The organism is Shewanella halifaxensis HAW-EB4 (genome assembly GCF_000019185.1).
In the GTDB taxonomy this organism is placed as follows: domain Bacteria; phylum Pseudomonadota; class Gammaproteobacteria; order Enterobacterales; family Shewanellaceae; genus Shewanella; species Shewanella halifaxensis.
The window spans coordinates 4,004,772-4,027,979 of record NC_010334.1 but is presented as its reverse complement, the minus strand read 5'-3'; the positions used below and the strand labels follow the sequence as shown (position 1 = coordinate 4,027,979).

17 protein-coding genes, 2 pseudogenes and 1 riboswitch are annotated in these 23,208 nt (G+C 44.9%); of the genes and pseudogenes, 11 read left to right on the top strand and 8 right to left on the bottom strand.

Going from position 1 to position 23,208, the window contains the following annotated elements; genetic code table 11:
• Positions 1–313: 313 nt before the first annotated feature.
• Entirely contained in the window at positions 314–2,887 is a 2,574-nt protein-coding gene (gene glnD / locus SHAL_RS17110) for a [protein-PII] uridylyltransferase (protein ID WP_012278369.1), read from the top strand.
• 48 nt (positions 2,888–2,935) lie between these two features.
• Entirely contained in the window at positions 2,936–3,526 is a 591-nt protein-coding gene (locus SHAL_RS17105; protein ID WP_012278368.1) for an HAD-IB family hydrolase, read from the top strand.
• Between the two features lie 71 nt (positions 3,527–3,597).
• Here SHAL_RS17105 and SHAL_RS17100 read toward each other — a convergent pair whose 3' ends face one another.
• The gene (locus tag SHAL_RS17100; RefSeq protein WP_012278367.1) at positions 3,598–5,145 is read right to left on the bottom strand and encodes a glutamate synthase-related protein; all 1,548 of its coding nucleotides are present in this window, start codon (positions 5,143–5,145) and stop codon (positions 3,598–3,600) included.
• Positions 5,146–5,485: 340 nt separating this feature from the next.
• Between SHAL_RS17100 and SHAL_RS17095 the strand changes: the two genes are divergently transcribed.
• From SHAL_RS17095 to SHAL_RS17075, 4 genes are all read left to right on the top strand, one after another.
• Positions 5,486–6,550, top strand: coding sequence for a GGDEF domain-containing protein (locus SHAL_RS17095; protein WP_012278366.1), 1,065 nt, complete (start codon positions 5,486–5,488; stop codon positions 6,548–6,550).
• Between the two features lie 403 nt (positions 6,551–6,953).
• The gene (gshB, locus tag SHAL_RS17090) at positions 6,954–7,991 is read left to right on the top strand and encodes a glutathione synthase (protein ID WP_083758325.1); all 1,038 of its coding nucleotides are present in this window, start codon (positions 6,954–6,956) and stop codon (positions 7,989–7,991) included.
• Positions 7,975–9,969 (top strand): flavohemoglobin expression-modulating QEGLA motif protein, encoded by a 1,995-nt coding sequence (locus tag SHAL_RS17085; RefSeq protein ID WP_012278364.1) that lies wholly within the window; start codon positions 7,975–7,977, stop codon positions 9,967–9,969. Before gshB ends, SHAL_RS17085 begins: the two co-directional genes overlap by 17 nt.
• A 360-nt stretch (positions 9,970–10,329) precedes the next feature.
• Positions 10,330–11,412, top strand: coding sequence for a PQQ-dependent sugar dehydrogenase (locus SHAL_RS17075; RefSeq protein WP_041416080.1), 1,083 nt, complete (start codon positions 10,330–10,332; stop codon positions 11,410–11,412).
• 102 nt (positions 11,413–11,514) lie between these two features.
• Here the strand turns inward: SHAL_RS17075 and SHAL_RS22955 are convergent.
• The 3 genes and pseudogenes from SHAL_RS22955 to ppiC all read right to left on the bottom strand — a co-directional run.
• Positions 11,515–11,610, bottom strand: a pseudogene (locus SHAL_RS22955) (peptidylprolyl isomerase); the annotation flags it as partial.
• 180 nt (positions 11,611–11,790) lie between these two features.
• Positions 11,791–11,886 (bottom strand): annotated as a pseudogene (locus SHAL_RS23690) (peptidylprolyl isomerase); the annotation flags it as partial.
• Between the two features lie 42 nt (positions 11,887–11,928).
• On the bottom strand, positions 11,929–12,207 hold the full coding sequence (gene ppiC / locus SHAL_RS17070) for a peptidylprolyl isomerase PpiC (RefSeq protein WP_012156435.1): 279 nt from the start codon (positions 12,205–12,207) through the stop codon (positions 11,929–11,931).
• A 169-nt stretch (positions 12,208–12,376) separates the two neighbouring features.
• On the opposite strand from ppiC, the gene SHAL_RS17065 reads away from it, so the two are divergent.
• Positions 12,377–13,156, top strand: coding sequence for a CLCA_X family protein (locus SHAL_RS17065; protein ID WP_012278362.1), 780 nt, complete (start codon positions 12,377–12,379; stop codon positions 13,154–13,156).
• Positions 13,157–13,217: 61 nt separating this feature from the next.
• Here SHAL_RS17065 and SHAL_RS17060 read toward each other — a convergent pair whose 3' ends face one another.
• Positions 13,218–13,562, bottom strand: coding sequence for a DUF3718 domain-containing protein (locus tag SHAL_RS17060; RefSeq protein ID WP_012278361.1), 345 nt, complete (start codon positions 13,560–13,562; stop codon positions 13,218–13,220).
• Positions 13,563–13,862: 300 nt separating this feature from the next.
• Entirely contained in the window at positions 13,863–14,900 is a 1,038-nt protein-coding gene (pyrC, locus tag SHAL_RS17055; protein WP_012278360.1) for a dihydroorotase, read from the bottom strand.
• Between the two features lie 211 nt (positions 14,901–15,111).
• Between pyrC and SHAL_RS17050 the strand changes: the two genes are divergently transcribed.
• A complete protein-coding gene (locus tag SHAL_RS17050) occupies positions 15,112–15,828 on the top strand; it encodes a pseudouridine synthase (protein WP_012278359.1) in 717 nt (238 codons plus the stop codon).
• Between the two features lie 73 nt (positions 15,829–15,901).
• Here the strand turns inward: SHAL_RS17050 and SHAL_RS17045 are convergent, their stop codons facing one another.
• Complete coding sequence (locus SHAL_RS17045) at positions 15,902–18,070, bottom strand: cation:dicarboxylate symporter family transporter (RefSeq protein ID WP_012278358.1); 2,169 nt, start codon at positions 18,068–18,070, stop codon at positions 15,902–15,904.
• Positions 18,071–18,235: 165 nt separating this feature from the next.
• A complete protein-coding gene (locus SHAL_RS17040; protein WP_150102106.1) occupies positions 18,236–19,129 on the bottom strand; it encodes a LysR family transcriptional regulator in 894 nt (297 codons plus the stop codon).
• A 245-nt stretch (positions 19,130–19,374) separates the two neighbouring features.
• Here SHAL_RS17040 and SHAL_RS17035 point away from each other — a divergent pair, with 245 nt between their 5' ends.
• The 3 genes from SHAL_RS17035 (at position 19,375) to SHAL_RS17020 (ending at position 23,127) form a co-directional block, all read left to right on the top strand.
• Entirely contained in the window at positions 19,375–19,896 is a 522-nt protein-coding gene (locus tag SHAL_RS17035) for an NADPH-dependent FMN reductase (RefSeq protein ID WP_012278356.1), read from the top strand.
• A 343-nt stretch (positions 19,897–20,239) separates the two neighbouring features.
• Positions 20,240–20,449: riboswitch (cobalamin riboswitch) on the top strand.
• 125 nt (positions 20,450–20,574) lie between these two features.
• Complete coding sequence (locus tag SHAL_RS17025) at positions 20,575–22,428, top strand: TonB-dependent receptor domain-containing protein (RefSeq protein WP_012278355.1); 1,854 nt, start codon at positions 20,575–20,577, stop codon at positions 22,426–22,428.
• A 93-nt stretch (positions 22,429–22,521) separates the two neighbouring features.
• Positions 22,522–23,127 (top strand): arylesterase, encoded by a 606-nt coding sequence (locus tag SHAL_RS17020; RefSeq protein WP_041416078.1) that lies wholly within the window; start codon positions 22,522–22,524, stop codon positions 23,125–23,127.
• Positions 23,128–23,208: the final 81 nt, after the last annotated feature.

Below are 23,208 nucleotides of genomic sequence, written 5' to 3'. Positions count from 1 at the left end.
AATATGCTAACTTGTTATTATTCATGGGCCTTATTGATAATCGATAGCGATTCTCTAGCATGATTCTCCTAGCTGGATCATCGCTTATTGCAACTCATTTCTGTCGATAAACTTAGCCGAACTTGGCTAATGGGGAGCGAGTTATAACTGAGCGTTGTTGAAAAAAAGTCTCGTAATTGTTATGGTTGTGTCGCGATTAATCCAGTCAAAATCATGTTTTCTGCGGACTAATTAGAACGTTGAATGTTGTCATCTACCTGATGTATTAAGGTATAAACCAGTGGTTATATAGCAAATAGGAAAGAGCCTTATTATGTCTAGTATAGTGGAACTGAATTCTCTCTCGGAGTTGAAGTTTCATATAAAAACCTTCGACGAAAAGCTTAATGAGCAGTTTTTAATTCTGCCAGTGCAGACTCTGCTAAAGAGGCGCGCTAAGCATATAGATGAAATGTTGGTTTCATTATGGAAGATGTATAACTTGCATAATACCTCGATGTCGCTTAATGCGGTAGGGGGATATGGTCGAAGGGCGTTGCACCCAAGGTCTGATATCGATTTAGCCATTATTATCGAACAAGAGTTAACCCCGCACCAGCAAGAACAATTATCGCTTTTTCTTACCCGCCTGTGGGATTTTGGTCTAGATATAGGCCAAACCGTTAGAACACTCTGTGAATCGATTGAATCTGCAAAATCTGATATTACCATTGCTACCAATCTGCTCGATATCCGCTGTTTAGTCGGCCCTAAAAAACACGCACAAAACATTAAAGAACAGCTTTATCAAAACGAGCTATGGACTAGTTTGTCCTTTTACGATGCTAAAATGGCCGAGCAGCAACTGAGACACAATAAAGCGCTCAATACCGCACTTTATTTAGAGCCTAACCTCAAGAACAACCCCGGTGGATTGCGAGATGTGCACACCATTATGTGGATCGCGCAAAAGCACTTCTCACTTACCAACGCTAATGCCCTTAAAACCATCGGTTTCTTACAGCAAGATGAAGTGTATGAGCTATTAGAGGCTTATGACTTTATCTGTCGTGTTAGGTGGGCGCTGCACTGCGTGACACAGTCTGCGCAGGATGTGTTGTTATTCGAACATCAAGCTGGTGTCGCCGAATTTATGCAGTTTGGCCAAGGTGATAATAGTCAGCTGGCAATTGAGCGTATGATGCGCCAGCTCTTTAGAGCCATGACTCGCGTGCGTGAGTTAAATCAGATCATCTGTGATTCTTTTAAGCTCGACACCCTAAACGAAACCGAGCGCGATAATCTGCAATCAATCGATAAGTATTTTAGTGTCTGTAACGGGCTTATAGAGGTGAAGTTCTCTCAGGCGTTTATCGATAAACGCCAAGTCATACGTATGTTCAAGCTGATTGCTGAGAACGATAATATTGATGGTATTGCGCCGCAAACACTTAGATTGCTCAGACAAACCCGTCGCGGTTTACTGGGTGAGTTACAAGATTACCAAGGCTGTCGTGAAGAGTTTTTAGCGATTCTAGCGCACCCTAAGGGGCTGCGAAAATGTTTAGGCTTAATGCACCGTTACGGGGTATTAGCGGCGTATTGTTCACAGTGGCACGCTATTGAAGGCCAGATGCAGTTTGATATGCATAACGCGTTTACGGTAGATGAGCATACCTTTAAAGCCATTCAATATATCGACAGTTTTGCGCTCAATAAGAAAAACAGTCTCACCTATTCAATTTACCAAAATATCGGTAATCGATTTGCGTTGGTATTTGCGACCCTTTGTCATCACTTGTCAGGTAAGCAGGCGATTGAAAACAGCGAATTAAGTGCCATCCAAGCCAAAGAATTAGCCGAAGAGCACTTACTCAAAGCCTCGACAACCTCGCTTATTTATTGGCTGGTGGCGAACCAAGATGTATTAATTAGTGCTATTCAAACCCAAGATATTAGCGATCCCGATGTAATCAAACATTTGGCTAAAGCCATCGGCTCCCAGGGTAAACTTAACGCTCTGTTTTTATTTACCATTGCCGATATGATGGCCACAAACGAAAGCTACTGGAATGACTGGCAAGAAAGCCAGTTGACGCAGCTGTATATGGCGGTGCGAGAGACGTTAAAGCAGGGAATTGAGAACATCTTCGAGGTGCGAACCGTTATTCGTGAAAACCAAACCGATGGTAGAGCTGAACTGCTAAAACTGGGCGTGGAAGAGGAGCGATTAAATCGATTCTGGCACAGTTTACCGAACAACTTCTTTAGTGGTAATTCATTAGAGGATATCGTTGAGATAACTCAAGGTATTCTGGCTGGTGAAGCGGGAACGACCCGAGTATTGGTGGGTAAAAATGGCGATAATGGCTTTACCAGTATTTTTGTTTATACCAAGGATAGACCCAAGTTATTTGTCGATCTGTTTAAGACCTTAGCCAGCTCTAAGCTCAAGGTGAAAGATGCCCAGATGATGCAGACTAAAAATGGTCAAGTGCTGGAGATCATCAAGGTGCTTGATCATAAGGATGAGTCTATTGATGATGAACCTAGAATAGAGCAGATCGTTAAGCGCATCTATCGAGCGGTTGATCAAAAGGACAGACCTAGAAAGCTAATGACGCCAAGAGCCTTAAAGAATTTCGATAGTCCTCCGGTCGTTACAGTGCTACACACTACAAAGAAAAACAGAGCCCTGCTTAAGGTTAATACCTTGGATGATCCTATGTATTTAGAGCAGATCTGTAACCTACTCTCTGAACGAAATCTGAGTATCCACTCGGCGAGAATTAGTACCTTGGGCGAATGTACCGAAAACGTATTTTTGGTGTCCAACGCCGAGAAAACCTCTTTCGGTCATGATGAACAGCTAAAGCTAGTGGATATTATTGAAGAGGAAATTGCGTAAAAGCTGCTAGAATGGCTCGCTATTTTATCGCCAGCTTAGGAGATAGGCTTGAAGCTTGTTTTGTTTGATTTTGATGGCACCTTGACCCATCAAGATATGTTTACCAAGTTTATCCTCTATTCAGCAACGCCACTGCGGTTAGTGCTTGGCGCGGTGTTTATGTCACCGCTTTACCTGCTATACAAGTTGGGCGTTATCCCTGCGCGAAAGCTTAGGCCATTTGTTAGTTTTTTTGCCTTTGTCGGGCGCTCCTCTACTAAAGTGGCAGCCATCGGTGAAGCCTATGCCAGTGGTGTCATTCCCTCCTGTTTACGAACCGATATGCTGCAAACCTTAAGGCTGCATCAAACGGATGGCGCAACCATAGTGCTGGTCTCTGCTTCATTGGATCTCTACCTCAAGCCTTGGTGTCAGACTATGGGCATAGCACTTATCTGTAGTGAAATGGCAAGTGATGGTAAGCGCTATAGTGGCTATTACCGCGCAGGAGATTGTAGCTGCGAGGTGAAAGCTTATAAGGTGTCACAGGAGTTTGATTTAAGCCGTTATAGTCAGATCTACGCCTATGGTGACACTAAAGAGGATTTAGCCATGTTAGCGCTGGCCGACAGAGCCTTTATGCGAGGAGTTGAGCAGTAAAGGGGCTGCTTTTGTTTTTAGCCGAAAGCCACCCACTTCAGAAGGTGGTTTTATCGGGTTTATGTGAGTGTTTAGAGATCCATAAAGCCTGAGTATTTCACGCCGCTTAGGCGCGCCATCTCACAGTGCCAAGTGGCTAAGTCGTTTTTGTTAAACTGACTGAGAGAGTCATGGCCGCAGGCGCGAGCCATCACCTGCATCAACTCGGTTGAGGCTTCAAAAAAATGTTGTAACTGCCTAGCCGATTTTTCAATATCAAGGCGTTGGCGAAGTTCGACTCTTTGGGTTGCTATCCCTGCAGGGCAGTTATTGGTATTACACATGCGTGCGGCAACGCAGCCTATCGCCTGCATTGCACTATTGGAAATTGCGACACCATCGGCACCTAAGGCCATGGCTTTGACAAAATCAATCGGCGTGCGTATACCACCGGTAATAATCAAGGTTACCAGACCACTCATGCCTTGCTCATCTAAGTATCGCCTCGCTCTAGCCAGCGCGGGAATCGTCGGTACGCTGATATGGTCACGAAAAATTTCAGGTGCAGCGCCTGTACCGCCGCCTCGACCATCGAGGATAATGTAGTCGGCGCTGGCATCTAGCGCAAATTGGATATCGCGCTCAATATGATTGGCACTGAGTTTAAAGCCAATTGGAATACCGCCAGAAACCTCTCTAACCCTATCTGCAAAACGCTTAAAGTCGGCGCTGCTTTTGAGATCTTTAAAGGTTGGGGGAGAGATGGCGTCAGTCCCTTCAGGTAAGCCTCGAACCTCTGCTATTTTACCAACATTCTTGCTAGCGGGTAGATGGCCACCGGTGCCCGTTTTTGCGCCTTGTCCACCTTTGAAGTGAAAGCTTTGCACCCGGCTGAGTAAGGCCTCGTTATAGCCAAATTCCGCACTGGCTAACTCGTAAAAGTAACGAGAGTTTTCAGCTTGCTCCTCATCTAACATACCTCCTTCGCCTGAGCAGATCCCGGTGCCTACGAGCTCGGCACCACGAGCGAGTGCAATCTTAGCTTCCTCTGATAGTGAGCCGTAACTCATATCGGAAACAAATAGTGGGATTGCTAATTTAAGTGGCTTTCTTGCTTGGGGGCCAATGATGAGTTCTGTCGACACTTCGACATCTTCCATCAGGGGTTTTGTGGCCATTTGCGCCACCATCAGTTGTAGCTCGTCCCAGTGTGGTAACTCGCTGCGTGGTACGCCCATAGACGTCATAGGGCCATGATGGCCGACTTTTGACAACCCCTCACGAGCCAGCATATGAATATATTCAAGGGTTGGCTCAGCTTGTGTATTTGTCGCTATAGGTGCGGTGCTTACTGAATTGGCCGAGGTGGTTATACCCGGTCCTTCCTTGCCTACATTGGCCGGAGTGAATTGTTTATGGGAGCCATCACAGAAGGGGGGATTAGCGCTATGTTTGCACTGACATAGAAAGGCGTCTTCGGTTTTATCGGCCTTAAAAGCCTTAGGCTTAAACTCTGAACCTGCGTGGGAGCCGTCACAGAAAGGCTGGTTTTTAGAGCGACCACAACTGCAGAAGTAGTACTCTTTTCCTTGAGTAAGGCTGACCTTGATGGGCTTATTATCTGCAACTATTGGCTTCATGCTTTACCCCAGATTAAGTTTTTAAGTGAACAGCATAAGCATAGTCATAAATGGATTGGGCCGATGGTTTTAGCATCATGTTAATTATCATGGCCTTCCCCCTATATTTGCCTATTGAGCTTATTTGTTGAGCTTGTTGACTGCATCTGCGGCATGTAGGGCGAGGCTTAAGCTTGATGAAAGGTTAGGTCGTTAAATTCTTAATCGTTGCTATCGGATAAAAAAACGCCAGAAGGCTGCGTTTTTAGCGTTAAAGCGATAAGCTTTCTATTGGATGATTAAAATAAATTATTCTGTGTTGCTCATCCACATATAAGGGTATGACTAATAGAGGGGCACTATGGATAGATTCAGCTTTTTGGGTAACCCTCAGGACGAAGGCCTGTTCGATATTTACAGTCGTCAGCGAGTACTGACATTTATTCTGCTTGTGACACTGATGACTTTTCTACCACTAAGTATCAAGAACTTTGTGATTGGAGAGACCTTGCTCGGTTTTTGTTTACTTGCCTTTGAGTTAAGTCTGGTCATCGAAGTCTTTGGTATATTGCGATTAAATCGCAATATTTTGGGTTATAGGCCCCCACTTTTTTTGCTCGCTATCTCGATGGTGTTGAGCATTCATGTCTTTGGTACGCTGGCAACATACTGGGTGTTTCCTGTTGTCACAAGCATCGTACTATTAGTCCCTAAAAAAATGGCCATGTTGGCTAATGGGGGAATTATCTTAACGAGTGCTGTAGCGGCACTTCCGCATCAAGAACCCACTGTGACACTGCGATTTATTCTTGCGCTGCTTTTCTGTGTATCAATTGCTCATTATGTAATTGAAACGGTGAGAAAGCTGCAGGCCAATTTAAGTTATCTGTCAACGCGAGACTCATTAACTGGCGCACTCAACCGTCATCAACTGGACGTATCTTTAATTACGGCGAGTGAAAAAGCTAAGATGGAACAAGCCACTTGTATTGCGGCAATAGATATTGATTATTTCAAGGATGTAAACGATGTACATGGCCACGATGTGGGCGACCAAGTCATTAAAACAGTGGTTAAGCTAATTAACTGCCATTGCAGAAAGGCTGACTTACTATTTCGTTTAGGTGGTGATGAGTTCCTACTCTTATTTGATAATACCAAAGCTGAAAGCGCGCTGAAGATTATGCGAACTATTGGCCAGGAAGTGGCTAAAGGCATTGTTGAGACATGTCCTGAAGTCGACAGTGTAACACTCAGCACTGGCATCGCTGAGTCTATAGTGGGTGAAGAACTTGAACTTTGGGTAAAGCGTGCAGACTTAGCGTTATACGAGGCAAAGCATGCGGGGAGAAATCAGGTTAAAGTGAATGACGCCAATCATTTTTATAGTGAAAAAGTCGTAGATTTAAAAACCTCTTGTCATTAAATTGAGGACTGATTGAGTGATGTCTTAAATCAGAGCTCCATTTAGTGAGGTCATAAATAGTATGGCAGTGCTCTCTGTGAGTAATTGGCCACTTCTTACAGCGTAAGAACAATGCCTTGAAAGCCTATTCCAATAGGGGCTCAAGGGTTAACTGTTGGTTGTGATATTGGTGAATAACTTTATTTGATTTTGTATGAATATTTTTATATTCCAATTTCAAAATATGGTGTAAATTACGCCACTCCATCTAGTACAAATTTGTATTGATAGATAGATGCCATTGTCTGACTTGGGTTGCATTTAACCCGAGTCATTGTGTTGTTTATTTTGAATACTCTACACCTCCCCAAGCCATCATCCGGCCCAAGATCTTTAGAGCATTCCACTTTTTTAAGAGATCCTATTGAATATTTTATTTTTGATGTACCCTTGGACGAGTATCGAGCCTGAAACCGATACCACACTGCGTTTAATTCACGAATGTGTTGCTCGTGGGCACACAGTAGCGCTTGCGACGACTAGCAACCTAACTATGCGTGATTCAGAAGCCAGTGCGTTCTGCCAAGTGTTCGATAAAGAACAAGTTACGCCAAATAATATTGTTTCATTCTATAAAAAAGCGCAGTTCAAAAAGCTACGTTTGCCGTTAGCTGGCTTTGACAGCATTATCATGCGCGCCAATCCACCATTGGATCCGATTGCGCTTAACTTCTTAGATTCGGTGCGTGATGAAGTGTTCATCATGAATGACATTGACGGCTTACGTATTGCAAATAACAAGCTATACACAGCGTCATTCGATGATCCAAATAACACCTTTATTCCTGTTACCCATGTTTCTAAAACCCCTGAATATCTAGAAGAAGTGCTACGTGAGTCTAAGACTGACAAGATGATCATGAAGCCTCTTGATGGTTACGGTGGTCAGGGCGTGATCTTGGTTGAGAAAGCGGCTCAAAATAGCTTCCACTCACTGCTTGAGTTCTACATCAACAGTGGCAAAGGCGGTAACTACGTAATTTTACAAGAGTATGTAGAAGGCGCAGATGAAGGCGATGTACGTATTCTTATGCTAAACGGCGAGCCTATTGGTGCGATGAAGCGTATTCCTGCACAAGGTGAGGTTCGCTCAAACATTCATGCCGGTGGCAGTGTCGTTAAGCATGTACTGACCAAGAAAGAAAAAGAGCTGTGTAAGCACATTGGTCCTAAGCTGGTGCGTGACGGTTTGTTCTTTGTCGGTATTGATGTGATTAACGAAAAGCTGATTGAAGTAAACGTACAAAGCCCTGGTGGCATTATGCGTATCAACAAACTGAATAAGGTTAAGCTTCAGACTAAAGTTATTGATTTTGTTGAAAGTGTTGTTAATGCCAAAGAGGTGTTAACTCAGAGGCGATCAGAATTTAGAAAGGCGATTGACGATGCTCACATTATCTGAGAAAGAGTGTATTGCGTTAATTAATAAAGGCGAATGCTTTCAAGCTGAAGTGGAAGGTGGCTCATTTATCGTAAAGATTGATGAGTACTCTCCGGTCGTATGTACCGCGATTCATAATGGTCATCGTTTGCGAGACGACCTGAAAAAGACCTTCTTGCTAACTAAAGAAGAGCGCTTTTATGAAGAAGATCCTTACACCGATGAAATGCTGTCGTCATTTCCTATCGTCTTGATAGGTAATGACTCACGTTTTGAATATGATCTGAATCGCCCTAAGGCCCATTCGACTTATTTCAAGACCGCGTGGGACAAGCAAGTCTGGCAAAAGCCCCTGAGCACTAAGCAGCGCAGTGAAAGCCACGCTAAGCATCAGTCTTTCTACAATGTGTTAAGTGCCCTAATCGCGCGTTTAGAGAAGCAGTTTAAAAACAGTATTGTTTTTGATGTGCACTCTTATAATCATCAACGTATTGAAGCCGATACGCCGACTTTTAACATCGGCACGAGCCAGATTGATATCGAACGTTGGGGAGCGACCTGTCATCACTTTGAGAAGCAGCTGAGCAAGATGGAGCTGCCTAACCTTGCTGTGCGTGCGGCAACGGATGAAGTCTTTCAAGGTCGAGGCTATTTAATTGCTCATGTGAATGCGCATTTCGACAACACTTTAGTTCTGCCTGTCGAAGTGAAAAAAGTATTTATGGATGAGACCTCGGGTGAGCTATATCCGCTGGTGTTAGAAGAGCTAAAAGCAGGCATTAAGCAGGCTATATCAGAAACCGCCGCATTCTTTATGCGCCGTTTTGGTAAACGTAAGTCGGTGAGAAACGTTGATCTATTATCATCGACTCTATCGCCAGAGATCTTATCGCTAGATAAGAGCCTATTTAAGCTGGCTAACAATGTCGCGACACTGAAATATATTAACCCGATTAATATTGCCAGTGAGCGTAAGAAGTTCTTAGCCCGTAAAGGTGCAGTTGCACCTGAGTTTAGTTATAAGCAGTTAAACCTCAACCCATATCAGTTCCGCGAGCAGCTATATAAGTTGCCAGTTGAAAACGTAATGGATGCGGATATTCAGCTGCTTTATCGTCATGTGATTGATAACTTGGCGACTAAGATTGACTTGCTATGCTCTATCGGTAACGACGACTTTGTGTATAACTCACTTAAGTATTACGGTCAGCCTGATAAAGACGATATAGCTAATGCAGAGTTTTTACTGCGCGCGCCAAATATTGAAGCCGATGACGAAGAGCCTGTTTATGATGCCGCTCATGCGGTAAAGTCATTCCAAAAACAGGCCGATGACTGGGGCATTAAGTGTAAGGTTGAAAAATCATCACGTATCGTTGCTAAGGCGATGGTCGACAGTGAAAGAAACTGTTTGTTGATCAATAAAGATGCAATGTTCACAGGTAAAGAACTGGTCGCGTTTGCTTACCATGAACTCGGTGTGCATATGCTGACGACCGTGAATGCTAGACGCCAAAAGCTAAGAGTATTATCGCTTGGTCTTGTGGGTAATACTCATACCCAAGAGGGTGTGGCGATCTACAGCGAATATTGCTCTGGCAACTTGACCTTGAATCGACTCAAGATCTTGGCTCTGCGCGTTATCGCGGTGAATCTGATGTTAGAGCAGCGTGACTTCTCGATGACCTTCCAAACGCTGATGCGCGAATATGGTCAAACAACCGAGCAGGCCTTTATTTTAACTACACGCGTATATCGTGGTGGTGGTTTCACTAAAGACTTCCTTTACTTAAAAGGCTTTAGAGATATTGTTAATTTAAGTAAGACAACGCCGCTAGATAATTTGTTAGTCGGTAAAGCGGGTACGCTGGACTTGCCAATTATCAGTGAGATGGTAGAGCGTAATATGCTTGAAAAGCCAGTGCCTCTATTTGAGTTAAAGCACAAGTCAACGCCAGAAACAGCGGTAATCGATTACTTGGTTTCAGCGATCCGTTAGTCATTATTAACGACGTCTGTAGACGGCATAAAAACGCCTTATTCCTAACGGAGTAAGGCGTTTTTTTATGGCGATTTTAAGGGTAAAGCTTAGATGGTGTAAGCTAAGACGAGCGGCCTGCGGCCTTACGAACGTGACGGCGTCACTTACGGAACGCTGCGCTAACGGAAAAGCTGGAAAGGCTGAGATTAAAAAGCTAAGGCGGGAAAAGCCGGAAGAGCCGGGAAAGCAACTGAGTAGCATATTTGTAGGTCGGACTTTAGTCCGTCACGCTTTTGATTTTCCTCGCAGGGCACAGCCCGCCCTCGAAGCGCAGCGTCCTAGCACCTAATCATAAAAGTAATTAAAAAGGGGACTGGCATGTGGATGAAATCAGCACTTATCAAAACAGGATTGTTACTACTCGCCGCAGTATCGAGTTGCTCCCAAGCCTATGAAGCAGAAAAAATTGCCAGTGGGTTAAATATTCCTTGGGGCTTAGCCTATGTTGACCCGCAAACCATGCTGGTGACAGAGAGACAAGGCGTGGTAAAGCGTGTAAACCTTGAAACGGGTAGGCATCAAACACTGTTTACGCCAGAAGGTGTGTGGGCTGAGGGCCAGGGCGGTTTGCTGGATATTGCATTATCTCCTTTTGAAGCTAACAAAGTTTACCTGACTTACAGTAAAGATATTGAAGGTGAGGGCGCCACGACACTTGCTCAAGCGACTTACAAAAACGGTAAGCTTACCGATTGGCAAGATCTGTTTGTATCGACTTCGCGCACAGATACCAGTAGGCACTTTGGTAGTCGGATTACTTTCGATAAAAACAGTCTGTACTTTTCAATTGGCGATCGCGGCGTGCGTGACAATGGCCAAGATACCTTAACCCATGCTGGAGCCATTTTACGTTTGAACCCCGATGGCAGTGTGCCAAGCGATAATCCATTTGTTGATAATAAGGCTGTGCTCGATGAGATTTGGAGTTACGGCCACCGTAATCCTCAAGGGTTAGTTTATGATGCCAGCAGCCAAAAACTGTGGTCGATTGAGCATGGTCCTCGCGGCGGTGACGAAATTAACTTAATCAAACGCGGTGCCAATTATGGCTGGCCAATCACCTCCCACGGTAAAGAATACTGGGGGCCGATTAGCGTCGGAGACGGCAAGTTAAAAGAGGGCGTTGAGCCGCCGGTTAAGGTGTATGTCCCGTCAATCGCACCAGGCAGTTTAGTGCTGTATCGTGGTGAAATATTTCCTGAGCTCAATGGCAAACTATTAGCGGGTGCACTTAAGTTGACTCACATTAATGTCGTGACGATTAACGAGGTGGGAGAAGCGATTGCTGAACAACGAATAATGTCAGAACTTGGTGAACGTATTCGCGATATTGAAGCAACGCCGAAAGGCGATATCTATTTCAGTACCGATAGCGGTAATCTTTATAAGCTTAAAAGATAGGTTCTAGGAAAAGCTAAGAAAGGTTCTAGATCCTAGGAAAAGAAGGAAAAGCAGGTTCTAGGTTCTAGGATCTAGAACCTCGCAGCGAAGCGTCCTAGGATCTTATGTTCGATACAAGATCTTAATCACATGCCAGCCGAACTTAGTTTTCACTAGATGCGGGGTGATTAACTCACCAGTAAAACAGACTTTATCGAATTCTTGTGGGTATACCCATTTGGCCTTTCAATATTATTAAGCCTAAGTGCGATACAAAACCTTAATCACATGCCAGCCGAACTTAGTTTTCACTAGATGCGGGGTGATTAACTCACCAGTAAAACAGACTTTATCGAATTCTTGTGGGTATACCCATTTGGCCTTTCAATATTATTAAGCCTAAGTGCGATACAAAACCTTAATCACATGCCAGCCGAACTTAGTTTTCACTAGATGCGGGGTGATTAACTCACCAGTAAAACAGACTTTATCGAATTCTTGTGGGTATACCCATTTGGCCTTTCAATATTATTAAGCCTAAGTGCGATACAAAACCTTAATCACATGCCAGCCGAACTTAGTTTTCACTAGATGCGGGGTGATTAACTCACCAGTAAAACAGACTTTATCGAATTGTGGCACCATTTGGCCCTTCTTAAATTCGCCTAAACTGCCGCCTTTCTTACCCGATGGGCAAGTCGAGTGTTTCTTAGCAAGTACGTCGAATTTAGCGCCTTTATTAAGTTGCTTGATAATGTCTTCGGCAAGTGTTTGGTGCTTAACCAAAATGTGTAGTGCGGCTGCGGTGCGCGCCATGTTAAGGCCTATTTATTGATGAAACTATGCTGAGATTATACCGTTTATCGCATAGTCTAGGCTAGCATTTAGGCGAAGCTGGTATTTCGTATTGATTGGAATCAAACAGACTTATCGCTTTATAATTAACGTTATTAAGAGTGAGCATTTTGTCTGGTAGAAACTATTTGTGTTAAAAAGCCGCAGTTACAAACGTATAGGACCCGATTACCGCTTCGATGAGCAGGTCAGTTTTGTCGACATTAAACAGGTATTTGGTCTCGGCCATATCCGCTTAGGTAAGTGGGTTGAGAACGAGGAGCGCGATAAGGCCGCTAATCTGATTTTTGACTCCTTGGCCGACTTGGCTTTTATTCTAAAGCTTCCCCCAAAAGCGCTGGGCCTGCGTGAAACCTTAAATCTTGCCTTTGGCAGTGGTGGCCAAAAAGGCATACAGGCTCATTATGCACCTCACAGATGCGAGTTAGCGCTGGCTAAAAATGCAGGCGCTGGAGCACTTGCTCACGAGTTCTGGCATGCGTTTGACCATTATATTGCACCCAAATCCTTCCATACCTCACCACGAGGAATTTCATTTGCTAGTCACAGCTGGATAGCCGATGTTAAACCCGTTCAACATCCACTGAATCGGCGGCTAGAGCGAGTATTTGAGGTGGCGATGCTTTCAAGTAATGGTGAGGATGGCCATGCCTATGTTAATCGGGCAATCGAGCTCGATAAACAATATGGTAGTCAGTATTTTTCGCGACCAACAGAGTTAATGGCGCGGGCATTTGAGTCCTGCATCGAGTCTTATCAAGATATCACTAACCCCTACTTGGTGGATGAAACCTTAAAGTCCCGGTTGTTCGATGCGGGGGGCTATCCAACGATAGAGCATCGAGAGCAGATCTTTAGTGCGCTTATCGCTTACTTCGAGCCCTTAGGTGAGGCGTTGGGGCGAGAATAATCTCTTGATGAAAAGTATATTGACGAAAAAGACCGATGCCCTTTTCGTCAAACTGACGGTATTAGAAAGTAACTGAATAGCCTGTGTCTTGCGGGGCTGTCATAGCAAGATCGGTAATTGTAGTGACGCCGGGGCTGTACGGCGCAATCTTACTGGCGATTTTGTTAGCGCCATTTGACAAGGCGAACTGATGAAAGCTCTGGCCGTTACACACAAGTTTTGGAAACACCCTACGCTTGTTTATCCTATTTTCCTGCATGGTTCTTTTGAATAGAAACAGGTTGTCACTTAAGCCTGTTTTACAGACTGCGATCAGTGTTTTCTCTAAATTAGGTTCCATTGCGGCTGATGCATTAAAGGTGATTGAAGTCAGTATAATCGCGGTTAATGGTAATAGTTTCTTCATCGTTTGCTCCTTGCGTGGGGGACTTAAAATGGCTTTAAGTTATGCGTTTGCATGGAGCTATTTAAGCGCAAGGCAATGAAAAAAGATGTGCTAAGTTTGTATTCAAATGTATCTTTATCTTATTCTCAATTCAGTCGATGTCTCGAGGTAACAGCATGTGTATTTGGCGCTAATATCGATACATTAAGACATAAAGCGGGCTTTATACTGATTGCTATTATCTCCGGACTGCACAGGAAAAAACAAAAAAGCCTGCAATGAGCAGGCTTTATTTAGCACTATTGGCGTAGTGATCCGCGATTAAGCGTTTTTCACTTTCCAGTTCACCTCTTCACCGGCGAAGAACGGCACGATAGGGTTGCCGTTTGGCAAGATAATTTCGCTCGGTACAGTCCACTTCTCTTTGACTAAGGTTACCGTGCTAGTGTTGCGTGGTAGGCCGTAAAAGTCTGGACCATGAAGACTGGCAAAACCTTCTAGCTTATCCAGCGCCCCTAAGTCATCAAATACCTGTGCGTATAGTTCTAATGCGCTCCATGCACTGTAACAACCCGCACAGCCACATGCAGACTCTTTACGGTGCTTCTCGTGCGGCGCAGAGTCTGTACCTAAGAAGAACTTACTCGAGCCTGTTGCTATCACGGCACGAAGCGCCTCTTGGTGCGTGCTGCGCTTAAGTACTGGCAAACAGAAGTTATGCGGGCGTACACCACCAACAAGCAGATCATTACGGTTAAGTAGTAAGTGCTGTGGAGTAATGGTCGCGGCAACATTATCAGGCGCCGACATGACAAAGTCAGCCGCATCTTTAGTGGTAATGTGCTCAAATACCACTTTAAGCGCTGGGAAGGCGGCAACGATGCGCGCAAGGTAGCGTTCGATAAACATGGCTTCGCGGTCGAAAATATCGATATGCGATTCAGTCACCTCACCGTGTACTAATAGCAGCATGCCGTGCTTCGCCATGGCTTCAAACACTGGGAATAGTGCATCTAGCGCCTTAACGGCAGCGTCTGAATTCGTGGTTGCGCCTGCTGGGTAAAGCTTTGCAGCAACAACGCCAGCGGCTTTAGCATCTATGATGTCTTGCTCTGTGGTGTTGTTGGTCAAGAAGATGGTCATTAGCGGTTCAAAGGTTGAACCTGCTGGGCGCGCCGCCAAAATACGCTCACGATACTCAGTTACCATCTTTGCGTCGGTGACAGGTGGTAAAAGATTAGGCATAACAATCGCACGTTGGAACAGGCGCGCTGTTGCGGGAACTGTTTCTTGTAACATATCGCCATCGCGAAAATGTAAGTGCCAATCGTCAGGGGTAAGTAGGGTGATCTGCGTCATTTGGGATTCCTAAGCGTTTACGACAAAGTAACAGGCTTTTTAAGCCTTTTCTTAGCCCGGTATTGTGCCTGAAATCGCGAGCGCTTAACAGCTGAACCTCTAACAAGGGCGGATAAATACGGGGATTTTTAAATGATCGCTTGTGCAATTTTGGCTGCTGGTGATAATTGTCGTTATCATGAGATAACTCGACTCACAAGAATAGAGCCATATGCGTTTAGACAAATTTATCTGCAAAAGCACCGAGCTTAATCGTGCTCAGGCTAGCGAGTGTATTGAGTGCGCAGAAATTAGCGTTAATGGTGAGACGATAACGGAAGTGAGTTTTCAGGTACATGAAAGCAATAGCGTTGTCTTCAAAGGTCAAAGGTTAGTGGCGCGGCCATCACGTTACATCATGCTGCATAAGCCGATACACACTCTGAGTTCCAATGTTGATGGCGACTACCCAAGCCTGTTTCGCTGTATCAATATTGAAAGAGCGGAAGAACTGCATATTGTTGGGCGGCTCGATGCCGATACCACGGGCTTAGTGTTGTTGACCGACGATGGCCGCTGGTCATTTGATATTATCAGGCCCGATAAGCAGTGCGAGAAAACCTACCGGGTGACATTAAGAGACGCGATTCGTGATGATGTAGCAGATATGGTTGCTAGGTTTGCACATGGGCTGCAATTGCAAAATGAGCCCGCATTAACCCTGCCAGCTAAGCTGGAAGTTGTCACTGAAAAAGAGGTGCTACTCACCATTACCGAGGGAAAATACCATCAGGTGAAGCGGATGTTTGCCGCGGTGGGCAATCGGGTCAACGGTTTGCACCGAGAGCGAATTGGTGGATTGAGTTTAGAGCTTGATGTTGGCTGCTGGCGTCATCTAAGTGAGGATGAGGTGAATCGGCTATCGACTCCGACGCCACAATCACCATAATCTAAAGCTTAAAATAAAAAGCCCTTAACGCTATATAGGTTAAGGGCTTTTTAATGGAGGCTTCTCTCAAGCTTTAGTCAACCCAGTGCAATACATCACGCATAATCGACCAGCGTGGCTGCACTTTTTGAGCGCCTTTACCCAGCATCCAATAATCATAAATCCCCTCTTGGGTGCCATCGACCTTACGCAGACGTTGCCAGTTGTTGATGTAATTGAGCAGTGATTGGTTGTTTTGAGCGATCGCATAGGCGACAGGGTAACGAGATTGGTTTTCTAGCAGCGCAATACCGTAACCTGGGAAGAACAAGGTCCAAGCCGAGCCTGCCTGAGCGCTGATCACTACCGCGTCATATTTGTGCGTCTTCTGCCTAAAGAAGTCTTTATAACCCGCAATTTTGACAAATTTGATGTTAGGAGCAAATTTCTTGGCATCTTCAATCGCGTCGCTGTGCTCAACGTAGGCGATTGTCATATTACGCATCTCTTGTATTTTCTCATTGCTCTTAAACTCATTCACCAGATGGTCTTTGGTGGCGATAGCAAGATTAAGCTCAAGTACCGGGTTGGCGTAACTCAGTGCATCCATCTGCTCGATATCCATGGCGAGACCTGACATGGCGATATCGAAAAATCCAGCCTTTAATGATGCGGCTAGCTGATCTTTTCTAAAGGGAATAAACTCGATTTTGACCCGTAAGTCTTCGGCCAGTTTAGTGGCCATTGCGGTATCAAAACCTACAAGATGACCGGCATTATTATAGTAACTAAAGGGCACGTTACTGGGGATATAACCGACTCTGAGTGTGCCGGCATCTCTAATCGCTTGGATGCTACGAATAGGCGTTGTCGGTGTTTGCCCCACGACCGGGAACTGCTTTTTTACCTTGGTGGGTACTTTATCTGCCACCTGCATATTGGCAATAACCCCACTGGTGATCTCTGGGCTATGGATAAACATCCCCATGCCTACGCGGCAGATTATTAAAGTTGCAAACATACTGACGCCAATACCTACCCCCATTTTCAGTAGCTGTGGCGGGCGTAGTTTGAGAGATTTTTGAAATAGTGATGCAGTCAGTAGCGTAAGTGCAAACAGATTCATTACCGCGGCAATAGAGTTAAATTTACCCGTGATAAAGCCAGACATGACAAATAGCTGGAATAGATCGGCTGGGAGTTTTACCAAGTCCAGCATAAACGGAATGGCCACATAGACACTGCCAAATAGCGCGAGTAGTCCACTGATAGAAAGCGAGGGAATGCTTGCGATATCCACCGGGGTGCCGTTAAACCAACCGGCAAAATAGACAAACATAATAACGGTGAGCTTACCGATATTAGGGAAGGTAAAGGCGATAGGGACCAAAATCTCAATCAAGGTTGCGCCGTCTTCACATAGATCATCGTGCTCGCGCATCACTTGCTTACACTCTTCAACAATGACAGGAATAACGATAAAGATATTACCCGTGGCAAAGGCGGTGACTAGGCTCGACTTTGATATTCGAAGCGCTTGTGCAAAGGTGATAGGAGTCAGCGAGGCCACAATCCACGGCAGTACCCAAAAGGTCAGCAGTAAACACAATACAAAATAGCTGATGAGATAAACCTGCATACTGGCAAACTCATCTACCCCCATGGTGCCTGCCGCCGAGGCCGACATAGCAAAAATACCGATAGGTAGAATTTTAACTAGGCCCTGAGTGATGCGTGAGAAGATCTCAGAGCTGGTGTGCATAAAGGTGAGTATTTGCTGCTTGTTCTCCCCCTGCATGCCTATCAATGCCAGTCCCATGGCGATACTAAATACCACCATTGCGGGTACATAGCCGTCAGCCATCGACTCAAAGGGGTTAGAGGGAATATACAGCTTAAAGTAATCGATGGGGGTGATTGGCTCGATGCTGCTGGTACTAAAGAAAGACGCCGATTCGATAACAGGGAAAGACAGCGGCATAAGTGCAATCATGACGATGGCGAGCAGCCACAGCAGTAACATGATAAGTCCTGCGCGACTAAAGATAAGCTTAGCGGTACTCTTTTGCAGCTTACCTATACCGCCAACCAGCGACACTACGATATAGGGCAGTACTGTCATCTGCATCAGCAGAATAACACTGGTGCCTATCGTGCCCATCCAACTGACGGATTCGCCAAAAAAAAGGCCGACACCAAAGCCGACAAACATGGCCACTAACATCTGGGTCGAGCTGGTCATAGAAAGAATTTTCTTTAGCACACACTTCACCTAAGTAGTTTGAGATCCCAGAAGAATGATTGACGACATAGCTAAAAAGAGGCGCTAGCTGTGCCCGGGAAATGTCTTTTATTATAAGTTTGGTATTGGTTTACTTTAAAGTAATAAATTTAAAATTTGACCATAAAGGTTAACATTGGCCGCGGGTTATATTGTTAAGCGTTCAGCAGCTAAGTCGATAAAGGCCCTGACTTTAGGTGACAGGTGCTTGCGGCTTGGGTAAACCACAAATACATCGATGTCGGCGCTGGGGAAGTTTTCAAATAAGATCTCAAGTTGATCACTTTCGAGTGCCCCTTGCAGATAGAAACTAGGTAGGCGGGTGATGCCGTGGCCTGCCAAAGCCATGCTCAGCTGCATATGACCGTTATTGCAGAGGATCTTTTGGCGAATATCAACGACAAAATGCTTGCCGTCATGGTCAATATAATCCCAGCGACTTGGCTGCTTATGGTTGGAGTAACAGATGCCGTTGTGGGTTTCTAACTCTCTTGGGTGGTGGGGTTTACCATGGCGTGAAATATACTCTTTCGAAGCTACGGTATAGGCTTTGCAACTATATATCTTACGGCAGATGAGGCTCGATTCTTCAAGTTGCGCCGATGCTCTAATCGCTAAGTCGTAACCGTCGGCAACGACATCGGTGCGGTTATCGCTTAAATCTAAATCTAAGCTGACATTGGGGTAAAGCTGCAGGTACTGTGAGATAATCGGTTTAAGATGATTTTGTGCAAAACCGACGGGGCAACTGAGTCTTAAGACTCCCCGTGGACTGACATCGTTTTGAGTGATTAATCCCACGGCTGACTCTGCATCGATAATTAACTGCAGACACTGCTGATAATACGCATCTCCCTCGGGGGTTAATCCAATAGAGCGGGTGGTACGGTTGAGTAGCCTGACCCCAAGACGCTCTTCGAGCTTATTAACCTCTTTACTCACGTAGGAGGTGGAGTGCCCCAGCACCTCTGCGGCAGCTGAGAAGCCACCACTTTTCACCACTTGCGCAAATATTACGATACCATCAAATAGCTTATTCATCGTCGCATTAAGAGTCATATGGAAATAGTTAATATCTTTTGAGGTAATTAATCACAGTTGCTATCTAATATACACTGCTCTACATCGAATTGTCGCTCAAAACGTAACCTTTTTAGAACGGCTTAATCTCAGTATTAAGCGCTAAGTTGAGTGGATGGCAATTGAATCAAATACACTTTGCAGCTGTGACTGCAGCGTCAATGAATAATCACTGAATAGAGAATTACTGAATAGAGAGTCCTATTATGAAACTATTAGCCTTTGCAGCCAGCAGCAGCACTAAGTCAATCAACAAGCAACTTGCAACATATGCAGCATCATTAGTGCAAGGTGCCGAGGTTGAAATCCTCGATATTAATGATTATGAAATGCCAATCTTTAGCCAAGATAGAGAAGAGCAGTTGGGCCACCCTGAGTTGGCTCAACAGTTCTTTGCCAAAATTGGTGCAGCCGATGCGATTATTATCTCTTTTGCCGAGCACAATGGCTCATACACAGCAGCTTATAAAAACTTGTTTGACTGGACGTCACGTATCGATATGAAGGTATTTCAGAATAAACCAATGGTACTGCTCGCGACTTCGCCAGGACCTGGCGGCGCATCGAGCGTATTAGCCGCAGCAGCGGGCTCAGCGCCTTATTTCGCTGCAGACGTGAAAGCGACACTTTCAGTACCAAGCTTTTTCGATAATTTCGATATGGAAAAGCAGCAGCTGCGTAATTCAGAGCTGGAAGAACAGCTAAAGACGGCGCTAGCGTTACTGTAAATCGAGAGTTGAAGATTTAAACTTGAAAAGCGAATGCCGAGCATTCGCTTTTTTGTTTGTGCTGCATCGCCCAATATCCCATTGGTTTTGCCAATCCTTGCTAGGCTTTATTAGGTCATGATATTTGCAACGGGCCATAGTCTTACCAACGGATTTATGTTCTAACCGATGGGTTGTAAATAGGATTTGCTTATCTAAAAGGCTGATTTGTTCGGCGGTTAAGTTAGACATTTAACCGTATAGACGTCTATAATGCGCGCACTCTCAAAAGTGGCACTTTTTCACTCTTGAGCGATAAAAAATCAAACTATGGAATAATCCTAGTTTTTGATAAAACTAAAATATTTTAGTCAACTTTACTGGTGCCTTAGGTTACAGCTGTAATCGAGGATAATCGGGAAGTCAGTTAAATTCTGACACTGCCCCCGCAACGGTGAATGGTGAGAGACGAGTGCACCTCAATGGAAAGGTGTTATAAAGCTTGTACTCGTGTGTTAATCGCTGATTGATACAGAACCTAAGTCCGGAGACCGGCCAGCATAGTGATTTCGATGATTTCGGCGGGCAGATCTCGAAATGCGGCAATTAGACGAACCAGCAAACGGATGGAGTTTTTCCATTTATTGGTCGTATCACCGTGACGTTTTTGCCCCGTTTTCCTTTAGGAGTCAAAGGTAAATGGGAACACAACCATCAAAAATCGCACTGCTAGTTAGCAGTCTTATTAGCCTATCTGCATTGTCGGCGCAGGCCGCTGACGTCGATGTAAACTCAACTGCTATCGATGAAGCAATCACAGTAACAGGGTCTCGTTTCGATACAACAGCCGATCAGCAACTGACCGTTATCAATACCATTGAGCGTGAAGAGATTGTACGCCTTAACCCTAAATCTGTTGCTGACGTATTAGAGACACTCCCGGGTGTAAGCGTATCGCGTAATGGTGGCGCGGGTCAGGCAACGTCAATTAGTGTTCGTGGTAGTAATTCAAACCATGTATTAGTGCTGGTCGATGGCGTTAAAGTCGGATCGGCGACCTTAGGGACGGTGAGCTTTAATACTTTGTCGCCAGAGAATATCGAGCGTATCGAAGTGCTTAAGGGCCCTAGAGCCTCGGTTTGGGGCAGCGATGCGATTGGCGGCGTTATTCAGATCTTTACCCGTCAACTCGAAGGCGGAGAGTGGTTTGCTGGTGCTGAATATGGCTCGAATGATTATATTCGTGGCTCGTTTGGCGCGGGAGTGAATCATGGCAATGGTAGCACAACAATCGCGGTCAATCATGAGCAGTCCGAAGGCTATGATGTGTATAACGGCGCCGAAGTGGAAAACGATGATGATGGTTATAAGCGTAACGCGCTTTCACTGAAAGGCTCGCAGCAGATTAACTCGAATTGGCAAGCGATTTGGAATGGTCAGTACGATAAAGGTAATACTCAATACGATGATATATATGCATCGGGTTCGGCAGATGAGTCTGACTACGAGAATTATTTATGGAACCTAGCGGGTCAGTACCACAATGACAAATTTACCAGCAAGTTAGCACTGAGTCAGTCTCGAGATTATAACGAAAACTTCCGTGGCGATGATGCGAGTGTCGCGACAGCTGAGTTTGAAACTAAGCGTGACCAAGTCAACTGGAGTAACCAGTATTTAGCTGCCGATGATTTAACTCTGACCGGTGGTATCGATTGGTCAAATGAGTCGGTTAGAGGTGACTATGCTCAAGATCAGCGTGATATTTTTGGTGTCTATGCATTAGTACAAAAACAGTGGAGTAAGTTGCTGGCTGAAGTTGCCGTACGTTACGATGATGTTGAAAACATCGACAGTGAAGTCTCCTATAACGCCAGCCTCGCCTATGAGTTTAATGAGCATTGGCGTCTCGCCGCCGCAACGGGCACCGCCTTTAAGGCGCCAACCTTCAACGATCTATATTGGCCAGACTCAGGTAATCCAGATCTTATCTCTGAAACCGCCGAAAGTTATGAACTGACATTGCATTTTAACAGCCAAGATCTTCGTGCTTATATTAGTGTGTTCCAAAACAGCATCGATAATCTTATCGCTTGGGCACCTACAGGCGAGAAGGATGATTACGGTTGGGATATCTGGAAGCCAGCTAACATCAATAAAGCCGAGATTAATGGTGTTGAACTGTCGGCAAATTATCAATTACTAGGGCTAGAACATCAGCTTAGTTATACCTATCTAGATGCAGAAAACAAGCATACAAGTGAGCAGTTAGTTGGTCGTAGTGAGAACGAATTCAACTATTTGCTGAGTTATACTTGGCAACAGTTCGACTTGCTAGCAAACTACCATTATCAAGGTAAGCGCTACGCCGGCGATGAGCAGTTCTTAGATGCCTACCACAAGTTAGATTTAAGCATTGGTTACCAGCTAGACGATGCATGGAGCTTACGATTAAAGGCAAATAACCTGTTTGATGAAGAGATTATCTCAGATCAAAACTACTTTAGCCCTGGAAGAGAGTTATTCTTCAGCGTCAGCTACCAAGCATTTTAATTATCGCTGACGTATAGCGATTGCAAAAAAGCCAGACATTGTGTCTGGCTTTTTTTATGTTATAAATTGGCAAACTCCTAAGTAGGCATGCCAATGAAACACTTGTCGATACTGAGGCCATTTGGTCTACTTCTCACCATACTGTCATTACTATTATTACAAGCTTGCTCCGGTGCGTGTATTCCCGCCTTGCCCGAAAATGCACGAGTGCTGGCCTTTGGCGATAGCCTCACATACGGTATTGGCGCGTCGAAGGGGCAAGATTATCCGAGCCAGCTTGCTTCCATGAGCGGTTTTGATGTGATTAATGCCGGAGTCTCTGGAGAGACAACAACTGGCGGTGCCGCACGTTTAGGCACGTTATTAGATAAACATTCACCCGAGCTATTAATCTTGTTAGAAGGTGGCAATGACTTCTTAAGAAACCATCCTACTATGACGACTAAATCCAATTTGGCGGCCATGATTGAGATGGCACAATCGAAACAGATCCCCGTTCTACTGGTTGCAGTGCCGCAAAAGAGTCTATTTTTATCGGCATCACCCATTTATGAGGAACTTGCAGAGCAATATCAGTTAGTTTTAGTCGAAGATGTCTTAAGTCATTTATTGAAAAGTCCCAGTAAAAAATCAGATGCTATACATTTAAATGATGCCGGCTATTTAGCCCTCGCGAATGCTATTTATCAGGCAATATAGCAAAGGGTTACATTCAGGCCTTAATTTGTAAAAAAATCTCACTCTAGAGTGTACAAATCAGTCTAGTCGTGAATGGATGGT